This is a genomic window from Huaxiibacter chinensis (assembly GCF_022171985.1).
Taxonomy (GTDB): Bacteria; Pseudomonadota; Gammaproteobacteria; order Enterobacterales; family Enterobacteriaceae; genus Enterobacter; species Enterobacter chinensis_A.
This window is the reverse complement of record NZ_JAJVHF010000001.1, coordinates 810,169-825,043: the sequence shown is the minus strand read 5'-3', so window position 1 is coordinate 825,043 and position 14,875 is coordinate 810,169. Positions and strand designations below refer to the sequence as shown.

Below are 14,875 nucleotides of genomic sequence, written 5' to 3'. Positions count from 1 at the left end.
CAACATAAGTATTACAAGCAGGCCTGACACGATGAGCAATAACGCCTTGATTCCGCAGAGTAAACTTCCCAACCTCGGCACGACAATCTTTACGCAGATGAGCGCTCTGGCGCAGGAGCATAACGCGATTAACCTGTCGCAAGGCTTCCCGGATTTTGACGGCCCGGCCTGGCTGCAGGAACGTCTGGCGTATCACGTGGCGAGCGGGGCGAATCAATACGCGCCCATGACCGGCGTTCAGGCCCTGCGCGAAGCCATCGCGGACAAAACCGCGGAACTGTATGGTTATAAACCCGACGCCAACCGTGAGGTGACGGTCACCGCCGGGGCGACAGAGGCCCTGTATGCAGCGATTACGGCGTTGGTTCGGCCTGGCGACGAGGTGATTTGCTTTGATCCGAGCTACGACAGCTATGCCCCCGCCATCGAACTCTCCGGAGGTGTCGTAAAACGTATTGCGCTTCAGCCGCCGCATTTTCGCCCTGACTGGCAGGCCTTTGAACAGTTGCTCAGCGCCAGAACGCGTCTGGTGGTGATTAACACGCCGCATAATCCATCCGCGACCGTGTGGGAGAAAGCGGATTTTGCCGCGCTGTGGCAGGCGATCGACGGGCGTGAAGTCTATGTCCTGAGCGATGAAGTGTACGAACATATCTGTTTCGCCAAAGAGGGGCATAACAGCGTGCTGGCCCATCCTCAGCTGCGCGAACGGGCGATTGCGGTCTCCTCGTTTGGCAAGACGTATCATATGACCGGCTGGAAAGTGGGGTATTGCGTGGCGCCTGCCGCGATAAGTGCTGAACTGCGTAAGGTGCATCAGTATTTGACCTTTGCGGTAAACACCCCGGCACAGCTGGCGCTGGCGGATATGCTGCGCGCTGAACCGGAACATTATCGCGCACTGCCTGAGTTCTACCGTGCGCGGCGCGATCTGTTTATTAATGCCTTAAGCGCCAGCCGCCTGGAAATAGTACCGAGTGAAGGCACCTATTTCCTGTTAGCAGACTACAGCGCCATTTCCGATCTCGACGATGTCAGTTTTTGCCAGTGGCTGACCAGAGAAGCCGGCGTGGCGGCGATCCCGCTCTCGGTGTTTTGCGCCGACCCCTTCCCGCACAAGCTCATTCGTTTGTGCTTTGCCAAGCAGGAGTCGACCCTTCTGGCCGCCGCTGAGCGCCTGAATCAACTGTAACTATTTTACCGTCCAGGCTTCAGAGTAACGACGGTCTGCAAAGAGTTCGAGCAGGCCGTTGATCTGTTTCAGGCGCAGGACTTCATCGCTGTCCATGCCCAGCTCCTTACCGATTTTTTCATCATTCCAGTTAAGTAAGGTTAATTCGCGGACAATCTCGGCCATTGCATTGATTTGGTGGCGACCCCGGGCGCGGTTGTGGCGAATGGTGGCGGCCATGCGGTCAAACTTTTCCCGCCGCTCTTTACGCAGGCAGGTGACGGGAAGGTAGCCTTTGAGCTGGCGTTTGAGTGACGCGCGGTTTTTGCCGATTTCGTGGCGGTGAAAACCATCCACGATCTCAAAGTGCTGCGGTTCGCCTTCCGTCACGACGATAGGCTGCGTGAAGCCATCCAGTTCCAGGGATTTGCCAAGGAGCCTTTTTTCCGGCGGAGCGACGCTGTTGGGGTTGTAATCGTTGGCGACAATCTCATCCTGTTTAATCCAGAGTACGCAGTCGACAGGCTGTTCCCGAAAGGGGCTTAATGCGTGGATTGCCTGACGAAAAGCATTGATAGCCTCAATACGTTCTGTCTCCGGGAGCGACTGAAGATAGTCTGCCATCTCGTGAATTATTCGTTGTTGCATAAAATCCCCCACTCCTTGCGTCTGGATTTAATTCGTTCACTGTAGCGCTGATAATGTTTGGGTTTGTTCGGGCTAAACGACAGCGCCCGACACCAGTAATCATTGTTAAGTAAAACCTTGCATATGCGCCGCCAGGACGGAATATCTTTTGAACCGATATCACCTTCCTGGGTGTCCGGGATCTCCGCTATGCCCTTTTTTTGATACCAGTGTAAATAGACAGCGATTTTATTGCGGTAATGCTCGGACGTGGCCTGCGGCATGCTATCCAGCAGCAGCAGGGCGTATTCACGCCAGCTAAGATGATCCGGTTTGAGAAGTTTGCGATGCCCATAAAAAGGGTTATCGTGCCCGGCGTAAATCCCCCCGCTTCGAACCCCGCTGACGCGCTCGCACATCGCCGCCCAGCGTTCAGGCTCAAGCACGTGGTAGAGCCACAGACCCTGACGCTGTTCCGGCCCAAAGGGTTCACAGATGCGCATATAGCGTGGCGGTACCCCGGCCTGGTACATCAGGTCATAAAGCGGGTTGTAGCAGCAGTGTGATTTTGCAAACCAGGTCCAGATATCGGCTGTTTTCCAGTCGTAAACGGGATAAACGTACCAGGCATGGCCTCCCGGAGCGATGGTGGTCCAGGGTTTGTCATCAGAAAAACGCTGCTTGCGGGCGGACGCTATCGCTAAAAAGCGGTTGTAGGATTCATCGGCACGGATCCCTATCAGCACGGCCGCAGGGCGACTTTGCGAAAACCACTCGGCAAAGCAGCGGACAAAAGATTCAAAGGTCATCCCTGCCTGGTAAAACGGGAAATAATCGGGTTGAGTGATGGCGTCTTCAGGCGGCTGTCGCACCCAACGGGCGCCGGGTTCCCAGCACTGCCATTCGGGCTGAAACTGGGAAAGGGCGTTCTGGGTGGTCAGCGGTAAGGCCACCCACCAGAACTCAGCGATGACATCCGCGTACAAATGCCGCATTTTTTCCACATGCTGAATGGTGCAGGAGAACTGAGCCTCCCAGTCAATGAACAGCACATGGATTTTCTTGTTCATAAGACGAGCTTGCTGAGCCGCCAGATGAAGCATCACGGTGGAATCTTTTCCGCCAGAAAAGGAGACACACACCCGGGAAAGAGTATCAAGCGCCCAGGTAATACGGTCTTTTGTCGCTTCAAGGACATTATGGTTAAGAGGTATTTTATATATTGACACGATCAATCACTTCCTGTGAAAGGGATAACGGATATGTCTCGTCAATGGAAACAGGAGAGTAATATTCACCATTATTATTGTTATTTATTCACTGCCGTGAAAAGAATAACAATAATAATGTGCTACGTATGCGCGAGTTTCTCAAGCGGCTTTTTCAGCCGCTGAAGAATTATTGTTAATTTTTCTGAATTCGTTCAATAAATTGAGCGAAAACCGAACTGTTTAACGCGGAGCGGTTAAAGAGCATATAAAGGTCAACGGAGGGGAGCGCAAAGGGGGCTTCAATACGTTTTAAATTGAGCGAAGACCGATAGGTGTCAAATACCGTCTCGGGGATGTAACCCACCAGGTCAGAGGCAGAGATCATGGTCACCAGTGAGATCAAAGAATCGCTGCGAAAAACAATATTTCGTTCGGGGAAGGCATCGTTCACCTGCACCTGAAACTCTTTTACCCCCGTCTGGTTGCTCTGGTAAAAGGTAAATCTTTCCTGCAATAACGCGTCGGTTGTGGCGCTCTCTTTCAGGCGGGGATGGTTGGCGCTGCTGACCATCACCGTGGGGACGGTAATGAAATGAGTGCAAATGATAGACCGGTTATTAACGGGCGCGAAGGTGAGCACTATATCGGCTTTACGATATGCCAGGAGATCCTCTGCTGATTCAGGCGAAAGCAGGATATCTCGTTGTTCGACTTCGTAATGTTCATCGGCGATCAGTAAATTGATGAGCGACAGCATACGCCCGCGAGAAGCCATCTGTGGGCAATAAATCACAAAGTTCTTCTTCAGATCGGACCCATGAAGAATGTTAATGGTCTGCTCTAATTCGTTGAGGTTTTTTTCAAGATGATGGTGCAAATTGATGCCTACCGTCGTGGCGGTGATCCCTTTACCGGAACGGATAAACAACGGGTCGTTAAGTTGTGCACGCAAGCGCTGCAAGGACTGGCTGACTGCAGAAGGGGTGATATAGAGCGTTTCTGCTGCCTTGCTGATGCTAAGGTGCTGGTAAATACACTCAAAGATGACTAATAGATTGAGGTCGAATTTTTTTAAATCATAGAGATTAGCCATGTTTCATCCTGAACGTGAGGTTACATACATCATAACTATAGAAGATAGTTAACCATTTACATTCCTTTTAGGTTAACCGACTTAAAGTATTTTGAAACTTTACTAAATATATCATGCTTGCAGATTAATGAAATACATCTTACGTCGAAGTTTAGTTATTTTTATTCATTTTAATTTGAGGGCAAGTATTAACTTACGTTCAGGTGTGATCTTTTAATTGAACGCTATCCTGACTTTAAACGGGGTGTCATGGATGAATTCATTCATTATATAAATATTTCCCATCAGCGCCTTCGATAAACCGGGTTCAAAAGAGGTTTGGTAAAACCTATCAAAGCCATAGGCAAGAACACCGCCCCGGCACATTGCCCTTGAAACCGCCGGATGGTGTAATCGTTGCGCTATGACGACCTCGATGAGGTATTTAGAGCGCAACGCGAGCCAGCGAAAGCTGGCGCTGAATCGACCTTTGGGACGTTCAGGTAACAGGGCCGCCCAATGAGGCGGCCTTTTTACGTTCAGGCTATCCGTTTATCCGATCCTGAAGTGGGGTTGTAAGGTTTGACTGATTGATTTGATACAGCGAACGCATTAGCCCCGATAATGAAAGTTGGTTACTTTAGCTCTCAACGAAAACACGGAGGAAGTACAGATGTCTTTGATTAACACCAAAATTAAACCTTTTAAAAACCAGGCGTTCAAAAACGGCGAATTCATCGAAGTGACCGAGAAAGATACCGAAGGCCGCTGGAGCGTGTTCTTCTTCTATCCGGCTGACTTCACCTTCGTTTGCCCGACCGAGCTGGGCGACGTGGCAGATCATTACGACGAACTGCAGAAGCTGGGCGTAGACGTTTACTCTGTGTCTACTGATACCCACTTCACCCATAAAGCATGGCACGGCAGCTCTGAAACCATCGCGAAAATCAAATACGCGATGATTGGCGACCCAACTGGCGCGCTGACCCGTAACTTCGACAACATGCGTGAAGACGAAGGTCTGGCAGACCGTGCAACCTTCGTTGTTGACCCTCAGGGCATCATTCAGGCGATCGAAGTGACCGCTGAAGGCATTGGCCGCGATGCGTCTGACCTGCTGCGTAAAATCAAAGCAGCTCAGTATGTTGCTTCTCACCCAGGCGAAGTCTGCCCGGCGAAATGGAAAGAAGGTGAAGCGACGCTGGCTCCATCTCTGGACCTGGTCGGCAAAATCTAAATTTCCGTCCTATTCGCGCCATAGCGGCTCAGGCGAGCCGCCTTGCTCTGACGCGAAATACTGTGGAAATTGTTTCAGTCATGGGCGCACCCGCGCCCATTTCATTCCAGCACCATGATGCAAGTTGCATTCAGGCAGCCCGTTTAAGGCAGCTTGCATGATGACGTTTTTAGAGAGGGAAGAACAATGCTCGACACTAATATGAAAACCCAGCTCAAAGCCTACCTTGAGAAATTGACCAAACCGGTAGAGTTAATTGCCACGCTGGATGACAGCGCGAAATCGGCAGAGATCCGGGATTTGCTGGCGGAGATCGCTGACCTGTCACCGAAAGTGACCTTTAAAGAAGATAACAGCCTGGCGGTACGTAAGCCCTCTTTCCTGATCGCCAATCCGGGTTCCGATCAGGGGCCACGCTTTGCCGGTTCTCCGCTGGGGCACGAATTTACGTCACTGGTACTGGCTCTGCTGTGGACCGGTGGACATCCGTCAAAAGAGGCGCAGGCTCTGCTTGAGCAGATCCGCGATATCGACGGTGATTTTGAATTTGAAACCTATTATTCGCTCTCCTGCCACAACTGCCCGGACGTGGTGCAGGCGCTGAACCTGATGTCGGTGCTGAACCCGCGTATCAAGCATACTGCAATTGACGGCGGTGTTTTCCAGAACGAAATCACTGAACGTAATGTGATGGGCGTTCCGGCGGTCTACCTGAACGGACAAGCGTTCGGCCAGGGGCGTATGACGCTGACTGAAATCGTGGCTAAAGTGGATACCGGTGCTGAAAAACGCGCAGCGGAAGAACTCAACAAACGCGATGCGTATGACGTGCTGATTGTGGGTTCCGGCCCGGCAGGGGCGGCGGCAGCGATTTACTCCGCCCGTAAAGGCATTCGTACCGGTCTGATGGGTGAACGTTTCGGCGGCCAGGTGCTGGATACCGTCGATATCGAGAACTACATTTCCGTCCCGAAAACAGAAGGTCAGAAACTGGCGGGGGCATTGAAAGCCCACGTGGATGATTATCAGGTCGACGTGATTGACAGCCAAAGCGCCAGCAAACTGATTCCGGCGGCAACCGAAGGCGGCCTGCATCAGATTGAAACCGCCTCGGGTGCGGTGCTGAAAGCGCGTAGCGTGATCGTGGCGACCGGCGCGAAGTGGCGCAATATGAACGTGCCTGGTGAAGATCAGTATCGGACGAAAGGCGTAACCTACTGCCCGCACTGCGACGGTCCGCTGTTTAAAGGTAAACGCGTGGCGGTGATTGGCGGCGGTAACTCCGGCGTCGAAGCGGCAATCGACCTGGCTGGGATTGTTGAGCACGTCACTCTGCTGGAATTTGCCCCGGACATGAAAGCCGACCAGGTTCTGCAGGATAAAGTGCGTAGCCTGAATAACGTCGATATCATTTTGAATGCGCAAACCACGGAAGTGAAAGGCGACGGCACAAAAGTGACCGGCCTGGAATACCGTGACCGCGTGAGCGGGGATGTCCACAGCGTCGCGCTGTCGGGTATCTTTGTGCAGATTGGTCTGCTGCCAAATACCACCTGGCTGGAAGGCGCCATTGAGCGTAACCGTATGGGTGAAATCATCATCGACGCGAAGTGTGAAACCAGCGTGAAGGGTGTGTTTGCGGCGGGAGACTGCACCACGGTGCCGTACAAGCAGATTATCATTGCAACAGGTGAAGGGGCGAAAGCCTCACTGAGTTCCTTCGACTACCTGATTCGCACGAAAACCGCATAACAAAAGAAAGTAAGGCTCCACCTGCACGATAAGAGGCCACCGAAAGGTGGCCTCACTCGTTGTCGAAAAGCACATGTTGCGTCGCGTCGCGGCACACATCCGACAGGCGTAATTATCTGACGACCATTACCGGAATGTGGGTATGGCGAATGACGCTGGAAGCATTGGAGCCTAACAGATGGGTGCTGATGGACGGGTTACGCGAGCCGATCACCACCACGTCAGCGCTGAGTTCCTTCGCCAGTTCATTGACCGCATCACGTACGTTGCCAAAGCGGACATGGGTTTTAATCCGTGCGGGATCGAGGCTGAAGTGTCCTACCATGGTCTGCAGGCGCGTCTCGGCTTCGCGTTGCAGATGTTCTTCGAAGCGGCGAACATCGGCAGCAAAACGGTGCAGACTCAGGCTCGCTGAACCCGGCAGAACGTGTAAAAGATGAATAATTCCGTCCTGCTGCGCCAGAAATTCGGCGTGGCGAATGGCCTTGTCGCTCAGTTCCATTTCAAAAACATCAACCGGCATAATGATAGTCTGATACATACCCGTTTCTCCTTGTTATTAAACGCTGAAGTCATTCAAACACAATATAATATTTGTTTTTGGTATGTGTCTGGCACTTTTTCATATCGAATCATTTTTTGAACAAACTTTACGCCGGTGTGCCGCCAGGAATAATCTCAAAGCCGTGCAATAGCCCGCTATTTCGTCCCTGATGTCTACCCTTTAGAAAGATATTCTTCTGAATGTAGATGACGGAGGTTGCATGAAAGCACTGACGTACCATGGCGCACACGATGTGCGTGTAGAGAATGTTCCTGATCCTGTCATTGAACAACCTGACGATATTATCCTGCGCGTGACCGCCACGGCGATTTGCGGCTCAGATTTGCATCTCTATCGCGGCAAAATACCGCAGGTGAAGCATGGCGATATCTTCGGTCACGAATTTATGGGCGAAGTGGTCGAGACCGGCGGCGAGGTTAAAAACCTCAGTAAAGGCGACAGGGTGGTTATCCCCTTCGTGATTGCCTGCGGAGACTGCTTTTTCTGCCGGCTCAATCAATATGCGGCCTGCGAAAATACCAACAGCGGGCAAGGCGCGGCGCTGAATAAAAAGCAGATCCCGGCGCCGGCTGCGCTGTTCGGCTACAGCCACCTGTACGGTGGGGTGCCCGGGGGGCAGGCCGAGTATGTGCGCGTACCAAAGGGGAATGTGGGCCCGTTCAAAGTGCCGCAACTCCTCTCCGATGACAAAGCGCTCTTCCTGTCCGATATTCTGCCGACGGCCTGGCAGGCGGCAAAAAATGCTCAAATCGGCAAAGGGTCCAGCGTGGCGGTATTTGGCGCAGGGCCGGTCGGATTATTGACCATTGCCTGCGCCCGCCTGCTGGGGGCTGAGCAGATTTTCGTGGTGGATCACCACGACTACCGTTTGCGCTTTGCCGCTGAACGCTACGGCGCAATCCCCATCAATTTTGATGATGATAACGACGCCGCAGAGAAAATCATCGAACAGACCGCCGGCCACCGTGGCGTGGACGCCGTGATCGATGCGGTCGGATTTGAGGCGAAAGGCAGTACCACTGAAACCATCCTCAGCAATCTCAAAATCGAAGGCAGCAGCGGTAAGGCGTTACGCCAGTGTATCGCCGCCGTGCGTCGCGGAGGGATTGTCAGCGTGCCGGGCGTCTATGCCGGATTTATTCATGGCTTCCTGTTTGGCGATGCGTTTGATAAAGGGCTCAGTTTTAAAATGGGCCAGACCCACGTTCACGCCTGGCTGGGCGAACTGTTGCCGCTGGTGGAGCAGGGACTTCTGACACCAGAAGAGATCGTCACACACCACCTGCCGCTTGAAGAGGCCGCCCGGGGATACAAAATTTTTGAAAAACGGGAAGAAGAGTGCCGAAAAGTGATTCTGGTGCCAGGCGCGGCGCGGGATCAGGTGATCGGTCAAACGCAGGCGGGGCTGGTTAACCCCATGCCGGGGGATGCAGTTTAAACCCTCACCAGTGACGCTCCAGGTAAAGCACGGCCATGACGATAATCGCCAACACAATGAAATAGACCAGTGTGATGCCGAGTATCTCATTCATGCATGACCTTCTCCCAGGCATCGAAACGGATTAAGCCTGGATGAAGGGAGTGCGCCGCGCGCCAGGAGGAAAGGGTGAATTTGCATAAAGAGGATGCGACGGCATCCTCCGATAAAGCGATAACTCTTTCAGACGGGATTAACGCAGATATTCGCCCGCGGCTTCTGGCTGGTAGAGCAGTTCAAGCACTTCAAGATGTGCCGCCGTTCCGCCAGGCAGTTCCCAATGGATGGTATCACCCGTGCGCAGGCCAAGCAGGGCCGCGCCCACCGGGGCGAGTACGGAAAGCTGCGTGCTGCTGTCGGTCATATTCGCCGGATACACCAGCGTGCGGGTACGCGTTTCACCGGTGCTGAGATCGCGGAATGTCACCTGGCTGTTCATAGTGACAACGTCCTTCGGCATGGATTCCGGTGTACACATCTGCGCCCGGTCCAGTTCCTCGTTCAGTGCGTCGGCAACCGGCAGTGAAGCGAATTCAGGTTTCTCCAGCAGTCTGTCGATACGTTCTGCGTCGAGTTCATTGATGATTATCGTAGGTCTGGACATTTTTACTCCATGTCGTTAATGCTGCGCCTGGCGCAGAAACCAATCCAAAAGAAAACCCTCGCCGTCTGGCAGCGAGGGTTTTATCTCTTCTGATGATACTGATTGTGCCCTCTGGTTTGAAGTGATGAATGTCACATTCGTTGCGCATGTGAATTTTCTGCGAAAAACGCACCGGTTCTCAGATTTGCATTATTCTTTTTAAGCGCCCGTTGTGGGCGACCATCCGCACTTCGTGTTCTGTCCAGGAGATCTCATGAGTAATTACGACAAACTTACCCTCAAAGACGGCAGTTATTTGCATTTCAAAGACTGGGGCAGCGGGCAGCCTATCGTATTCAGCCACGGCTGGCCGTTAACGGCAGATGCCTTTGAAGATCAAATGTTGTATCTGGGGTCGAAGGGATTTCGGGTGATTGCACACGATCGACGCGGGCACGGACGTTCTGCCCAGCCGTGGGACGGACATAACATGGATCAGTATGCCGACGATCTGGCAGAACTGACCGCACATCTCAATTTGAAAGATGCGGTCCACGTGGGCCACTCAACCGGTGGCGGTGAAGTGGCGCGCTACATTGGCCGTCACGGTACCGATCGCGTGGCGAAAGCGGTGCTGATTGGGGCGGTGACCCCCATTATGATCAAGACCGATTTCAACCCGAGTGGCGTGCCGAAAAAGGTCTTTGACGGTATTCGCGAAGGGGTCGTGAACGATCGTGCCGCCTTCTTCTACGAGCTGACCGCAGCCTTTTATGGTTACAACCGCGACGGCGCAAAAGAGTCGAAAGCGGTGCGCGAAAGTTTTGTTGAGCAGGGGCTGCAGGGATCGATTAAAGCGCTTTATGACTGCGTAAAAGCCTTCTCGGAAACCGATTTGCGTGAGGACCTGCGCAAAATGACGATCCCAACGCTTGTCATCCACGGTGATGACGATCAAATTGTTCCGATTGAAACCTGCGGTAAAGTGGCGGCTGAGATCCTGCCGAACGCTGAGCTGAAAGTGTATCAGGGCGGTTCGCATGGGATCTGTACGACACATAAACACCAGATTAACGAAGACTTGCTGAAATTTATTCAGTCATAATCTTTAACGGATTGCGCTACGCTGATCCTCCTGGCTCAGGGGGATGAGCGAAGCGTTATTCGTGCCTGAATTTAACACAGAGAGTGCCATGTATTTTTATCAACCGTCTCAGGGCCACGGCCTGCCGCACGACCCCTTAAACGCGATCGTTGGGCCGCGTCCGATTGGCTGGATTGCCTCGCAGGACACCGCGGGTCGTCATAATCTGGCCCCGTACAGTTTCTTTAACTGCTTTAACTATCGTCCACCGATTATTGGTTTCTCCAGCAATGGCTGGAAAGACAGCGTGCGCAATATTACCGAAACAAAAGAGTTCGTCTGGAATCTGGCTACGCGTGATCTGGCCGTGGCAATGAATGAAACCTCTGCCAGCCTGCCGCAGGACGACGATGAGTTTGATATTGCCGGGCTGACCAAGGCCGGAAGCCGCGTGGTCAACGTACCCCGCGTGGCGGAAAGCCCCGTTAATTTCGAATGTCGCCTGTCGCAGTGCATTCAACTGACCGGCGCAGATGGTGCGCCCATTGATACCTGGCTGGTGCTGGGCGAAGTCGTGGGGATTCACATCGCAGACTTTTTGCTGGAAGAAGGGATTTACCAGACCGCGAAGGCGCAGCCCATCCTGCGTGCGGGTGGCCCGAGCGCCTACTACGGGATAAGTGACACTCATCGCTTTGATTTGGTGCGCCCGGATGCGCGCAAACCCTGAGATGACGGCCCGCACGCTGCCCCCCGATCAGCAGTTTTTTGCCGACCTGTTGGCAGGGCTGGTGCTCAATCCGCAGCAGCTGGGCCGCGTCTGGTTTGCCCGGCGTCCGGCGACCTTATGCGCTGACGCCGTCAGCATGGAGTGGCCGCGCCTTGATGTGGTCTTGCGGGGGGAATACGGGAATCGCCTCATTGCGGAACAAAAGCAGATTGCACAAGGGGAGATGCTTTTTCTACCCGCTCACGCTGCGAATGTACCCATCTTTGAGAAACAGGTCATGCTGTTGAGTATCGTATTTGCCCCTTCCTGGCTTGGGCTGCATTTTCACGATGCGCGTAAGGACGAGCCGGGCAGTGCGCAACGAAAGATGGAGTTACCTCATCCTGAACGGGGCGAGCGGACCGCGATCTTAATGGCCTTAACCCATCTGAGCGCCTCGCCCCAGGATCAGGCGATAATTCAACCGCTGGTGCTGAGTCTGTTGCACTGGTGTCGCAAGGTGGTCTCAGCTCTCCCGGAGACGGGAGTGACGCGGGCTGATTTTCTCTACCAGAGCATCTGTCACTGGGTGCAGGATCACTATGCGGAGCCCGTTTCGCGGGAACGTGCGGCCGCTTTCTTTAATATCAGCCCGAACCACCTTTCGCGCCTGTTTTCCGGGCAGGGCAGCATGAGTTTTGTCGATTATGTTCGCTGGGTGCGGATGGCGAAAGCGCGGACCATCTTACAGAAATATCACCTTTCGATTGGCGAGGTGGCGAAACGCTGCGGTTACGCAGACAGCGACTATTTTAGTCGGCTGTTCCGGCGTCAGTTTGGCCTGACGCCGGGGGAGTATCGCGCACGCTTTCAGTGATGATTAAAAGGTCATCTCGGCGTTAAGCAGCTCCAGAATGCTTTGCGGCGTGGTGGCCGAGAATAACGCCTCCCTGAAGGCCTTATTCACCAGCTTACGCGCCAGCTGCGAAAAAACTTTCACATGATTATTACCTTCCCCTGCGCCCAGCGTCAGCATAATCACCAGTTCAACGTCGCCCATCTCTGATTCCCAGTCTATGGGCTTCTCCAGGCGGGCGATGCTGATGCTGGAGTGACGTATCCACGGCGATTTTGTGTGGGGAATCGCCACGCCAAAGCCGACGGCGGTGGTGACAATCTCTTCACGCTGCCAGAGATCTTCTTCAAGCTCGAGAGGATGGTCGGTTCGCCCGTTTATCGCCAGATTGCCGCAAAGGAATTGCAGCACCTGCTCTCTGGAGCCGAGCGGCTCATGCATCACGATATTTTCCAGTGCCAGCAGCGGCCGCGTGGGCTCTTCCGGCGTGAAGGCGGTGAGCAGGGTTTCGATTTCCGTCGCGCTGCGGCACTCGCAGGCTTGTTCTGCCAGGGTCTGACACGCCTGGCTGTCCAGATTACGCAGCAGCGCTTTTACCGCCGGAATGCGCGGACCGCTCATGCTGAATTCATCGATGCCAAGCCCTAACAGCAGGGGGAGATAGCGGCCTTCACCGGCCAGTTCACCACAGATGCCGACCCATTTTCCGTGCCGGTGGGCGGCGCTCACGATCTGGCGCACCATACGCAAGAACGAGGGGGCTATTGGGTTATAGAGGGGCGACACCCGTGAATTATTGCGATCGACGGCATAAAGATATTGCGTCATATCGTTGGAGCCGATGCTGAAAAAATCCACCTCATCGCAGAAATGATCGATGATGAAGCAAACAGAGGGGACTTCCACCATGATCCCCAGCGGCAGGTGAGGGGTGTAACGCAACCCCTCGGCTTTTAGCTCGTCCTGAACCTGGTGGAGCGTCTGTTTAACCCACAAGATTTGATCGAGGCTGTGAACCATCGGGATCATAAGCAGAGCATTACCGCTGGCCCCGGCGCGTAAAATGGCCCGAAGCTGGGTGCGGAACAGGCTGGAAAATTCCGGATAGATGCGCACGGCGCGATAGCCGAGGAAGGGATTTTCCTCCTGCGGAAGCGAGAGGTAGGGGATCTGTTTATCGCCGCCGATATCCATGGTTCTGAAAATCACCGGTTTGCCTTCCGCAGAGAGCAGAACCTGCTGATACGCTTCAAATTGTTCCTGCTCGTCCGGCGCGGCGTCGCGATCCATGTAGAGCATTTCCGTGCGGAATAATCCCACCCCCTGAGCGCCACTGGCGAAGGCCCCCGGTGCTTCCAGCGCGCTGCCGATATTCGCGGCAATATCGACCGGCACATTGTCTTTTGTACGTGCAGGCAGCCCGGCATCTTTGATTTGTTGCTGGTGGCGTTTAGTGGCCAGGCGCTGGGCGACAGCGTAATAGTGACTGACGGCGCTATCCGGCTCCGGCACCAGGACGCTACACACGCCGTCGAGGATCACCTCTTTGCCGATAACCGGCTGGAGCGAGTCGACCGTTAAGCCACTCAGCACCGGAATTGACGCGGCGCGGGCCAGAATCAGCGTGTGCGAAGTACGGCCCGTTTTTTCCAGCACCATGCCCTTCAGATGGCGCGTATCCAGGCTCAGAAACTGGCTGGGGGTTAGATCGTCGGCCAGCAAAATGGTGGGGGACTGGAGCGTAAAAGCGGCGGCGGGGGCCAGTTCAGGCCAGGTAATGCTCAAAAGCTGTTCACTGATATCGCGGATATCGCTCACCCGCTCGCGGAGATAATCACTGGCAGACAGGGAGAGTTTGTCGCAAATCTGATCCATATTACGAATAATCGCCTCTGCCAGGCTCAGGCGCGCTTCGGTCATCAGGCGGTGAATATTGCCCCCAAATTCGTCATCCTGAATCAGGGAAAGGTGGGCGCTGATAATGGTCTTACTCTCACCGTCCAGCCCGCGCAGTTGGTGATTAAGGCGTTCCGCCAGGGTCGCAAGGCTATGTTCCAGCCGGGTGGTATCTTCCGGGCTTGCCGGGTACTGACGATAGCGCTGTAAGTTGTTGCTTTCAAAACGACGCAGGGTGCCTGCGCCAATCCCGCTGGCAAGCGTGATAGCGTGTTCTAAGTGTGGGCTAAGACGCAGAAGAGAGCGCGGCAGCGGATGCGCAACGTGCGGCGCATCGCCTGACGGGATGGCATCGCTGTCGATAAACGCCCCGGCCAGATAGATCTCCAGCGTGCGTCTGGCCTGTTCTTCGTCACTGCCGCTGATTTCCAGCACGCAACGATCGTTAAACAACGTACCGGTACTGATCAGCGCCAGCGAGCTTTTTGCATCGGCGTGGCTGTTAAGACGGGTGTTAATAAAGCGGATATCGCTGCGCCAGGCGCTGCACTGCTCTTTCAGCGCCCAGGCGGGCCGGGCATGTAAACCATTCGGCAGCGGGCAGAAAAATTCAATCGTTAACATACTTCCTCCGT

General features: G+C 54.0%; 14 protein-coding genes. 7 read left to right on the top strand and 7 right to left on the bottom strand.

Annotated elements, in window-relative coordinates:
* Positions 1-31 precede the first annotated feature (31 nt).
* Positions 32-1,192 carry a pyridoxal phosphate-dependent aminotransferase gene (locus LZP96_RS04015; RefSeq protein WP_064325268.1) on the top strand — a complete coding sequence of 387 codons (1,161 nt, stop codon included), beginning with the start codon at positions 32-34 and terminating at the stop codon, positions 1,190-1,192.
* On the opposite strand, the gene LZP96_RS04010 is transcribed toward LZP96_RS04015, so the two are convergent.
* The 3 genes from LZP96_RS04010 to citR all read right to left on the bottom strand — a co-directional run bounded on the left by LZP96_RS04010 (position 1,193) and on the right by citR (position 4,102).
* Positions 1,193-1,819, bottom strand: coding sequence for an IbrB-like domain-containing protein (locus LZP96_RS04010; RefSeq protein WP_064325269.1), 627 nt, complete (start codon positions 1,817-1,819; stop codon positions 1,193-1,195).
* Positions 1,804-3,027, bottom strand: a complete 1,224-nt coding sequence (locus LZP96_RS04005) for a phosphoadenosine phosphosulfate reductase (protein WP_064328082.1) — start codon at positions 3,025-3,027, stop codon at positions 1,804-1,806. The genes LZP96_RS04010 and LZP96_RS04005 overlap by 16 nt, the downstream gene beginning before the upstream one ends.
* Before the next feature lie 175 nt (positions 3,028-3,202).
* On the bottom strand, positions 3,203-4,102 hold the full coding sequence (citR, locus tag LZP96_RS04000) for a DNA-binding transcriptional repressor CitR (protein WP_064325270.1): 900 nt from the start codon (positions 4,100-4,102) through the stop codon (positions 3,203-3,205).
* Positions 4,103-4,754: 652 nt separating this feature from the next.
* Here citR and ahpC point away from each other — a divergent pair.
* A complete protein-coding gene (ahpC, locus tag LZP96_RS03995) occupies positions 4,755-5,318 on the top strand; it encodes an alkyl hydroperoxide reductase subunit C (protein WP_064325271.1) in 564 nt (187 codons plus the stop codon).
* Between the two features lie 186 nt (positions 5,319-5,504).
* Complete coding sequence (gene ahpF, locus LZP96_RS03990; RefSeq protein ID WP_064325272.1) at positions 5,505-7,070, top strand: alkyl hydroperoxide reductase subunit F; 1,566 nt, start codon at positions 5,505-5,507, stop codon at positions 7,068-7,070.
* A gap of 112 nt (positions 7,071-7,182) precedes the next feature.
* On the opposite strand, the gene uspG is transcribed toward ahpF, so the two are convergent.
* Positions 7,183-7,611, bottom strand: a complete 429-nt coding sequence (uspG, locus tag LZP96_RS03985) for a universal stress protein UspG (protein WP_064325273.1) — start codon at positions 7,609-7,611, stop codon at positions 7,183-7,185.
* Positions 7,612-7,834: 223 nt separating this feature from the next.
* Here uspG and LZP96_RS03980 point away from each other — a divergent pair, with 223 nt between their 5' ends.
* Positions 7,835-9,073, top strand: coding sequence for a zinc-dependent alcohol dehydrogenase (locus LZP96_RS03980; protein WP_064325274.1), 1,239 nt, complete (start codon positions 7,835-7,837; stop codon positions 9,071-9,073).
* Positions 9,074-9,077: 4 nt separating this feature from the next.
* Here LZP96_RS03980 and yldA read toward each other — a convergent pair whose 3' ends face one another.
* Complete coding sequence (gene yldA / locus LZP96_RS24130; RefSeq protein WP_272482199.1) at positions 9,078-9,167, bottom strand: small membrane protein YldA; 90 nt, start codon at positions 9,165-9,167, stop codon at positions 9,078-9,080.
* Positions 9,168-9,305: 138 nt separating this feature from the next.
* Positions 9,306-9,716, bottom strand: coding sequence for a nucleoside diphosphate kinase regulator (rnk, locus tag LZP96_RS03975; RefSeq protein WP_064325275.1), 411 nt, complete (start codon positions 9,714-9,716; stop codon positions 9,306-9,308).
* A gap of 253 nt (positions 9,717-9,969) precedes the next feature.
* Between rnk and LZP96_RS03970 the strand changes: the two genes are divergently transcribed.
* The 3 genes from LZP96_RS03970 to LZP96_RS03960 all read left to right on the top strand — a co-directional run bounded on the left by LZP96_RS03970 (position 9,970) and on the right by LZP96_RS03960 (position 12,365).
* Positions 9,970-10,800 carry an alpha/beta fold hydrolase gene (locus LZP96_RS03970; protein ID WP_064325276.1) on the top strand — a complete coding sequence of 277 codons (831 nt, stop codon included), beginning with the start codon at positions 9,970-9,972 and terminating at the stop codon, positions 10,798-10,800.
* An 88-nt stretch (positions 10,801-10,888) separates the two neighbouring features.
* On the top strand, positions 10,889-11,509 hold the full coding sequence (locus LZP96_RS03965) for a flavin reductase family protein (protein WP_064328083.1): 621 nt from the start codon (positions 10,889-10,891) through the stop codon (positions 11,507-11,509).
* Entirely contained in the window at positions 11,493-12,365 is an 873-nt protein-coding gene (locus tag LZP96_RS03960) for an AraC family transcriptional regulator (RefSeq protein WP_087892577.1), read from the top strand. Before LZP96_RS03965 ends, LZP96_RS03960 begins: the two co-directional genes overlap by 17 nt.
* 3 nt (positions 12,366-12,368) lie before the next feature.
* On the opposite strand, the gene ptsP is transcribed toward LZP96_RS03960, so the two are convergent.
* Complete coding sequence (ptsP, locus tag LZP96_RS03955; protein WP_064325278.1) at positions 12,369-14,864, bottom strand: phosphoenolpyruvate--protein phosphotransferase; 2,496 nt, start codon at positions 14,862-14,864, stop codon at positions 12,369-12,371.
* Positions 14,865-14,875: the final 11 nt, after the last annotated feature.

Excerpts from the sequence above, each read along its gene's own strand:
- LZP96_RS04015 (WP_064325268.1), top strand. The coding sequence starts at position 32 with ATGAGCAATAACGCCTTGATTCCGCAGAGTAAACTTCCCAACCTCGGC.
- LZP96_RS04010 (WP_064325269.1), bottom strand. The coding sequence starts at position 1,819 with ATGCAACAACGAATAATTCACGAGATGGCAGACTATCTTCAGTCGCTC.
- citR (WP_064325270.1), bottom strand. The coding sequence starts at position 4,102 with ATGGCTAATCTCTATGATTTAAAAAAATTCGACCTCAATCTATTAGTC.
- ahpC (WP_064325271.1), top strand. The coding sequence starts at position 4,755 with ATGTCTTTGATTAACACCAAAATTAAACCTTTTAAAAACCAGGCGTTC.
- ahpF (WP_064325272.1), top strand. The coding sequence starts at position 5,505 with ATGCTCGACACTAATATGAAAACCCAGCTCAAAGCCTACCTTGAGAAA.
- uspG (WP_064325273.1), bottom strand. The coding sequence starts at position 7,611 with ATGTATCAGACTATCATTATGCCGGTTGATGTTTTTGAAATGGAACTG.
- LZP96_RS03980 (WP_064325274.1), top strand. The coding sequence starts at position 7,835 with ATGAAAGCACTGACGTACCATGGCGCACACGATGTGCGTGTAGAGAAT.
- yldA (WP_272482199.1), bottom strand. The coding sequence starts at position 9,167 with ATGAATGAGATACTCGGCATCACACTGGTCTATTTCATTGTGTTGGCG.
- rnk (WP_064325275.1), bottom strand. The coding sequence starts at position 9,716 with ATGTCCAGACCTACGATAATCATCAATGAACTCGACGCAGAACGTATC.
- LZP96_RS03970 (WP_064325276.1), top strand. The coding sequence starts at position 9,970 with ATGAGTAATTACGACAAACTTACCCTCAAAGACGGCAGTTATTTGCAT.
- LZP96_RS03965 (WP_064328083.1), top strand. The coding sequence starts at position 10,889 with ATGTATTTTTATCAACCGTCTCAGGGCCACGGCCTGCCGCACGACCCC.
- LZP96_RS03960 (WP_087892577.1), top strand. The coding sequence starts at position 11,493 with ATGCGCGCAAACCCTGAGATGACGGCCCGCACGCTGCCCCCCGATCAG.
- ptsP (WP_064325278.1), bottom strand. The coding sequence starts at position 14,864 with ATGTTAACGATTGAATTTTTCTGCCCGCTGCCGAATGGTTTACATGCC.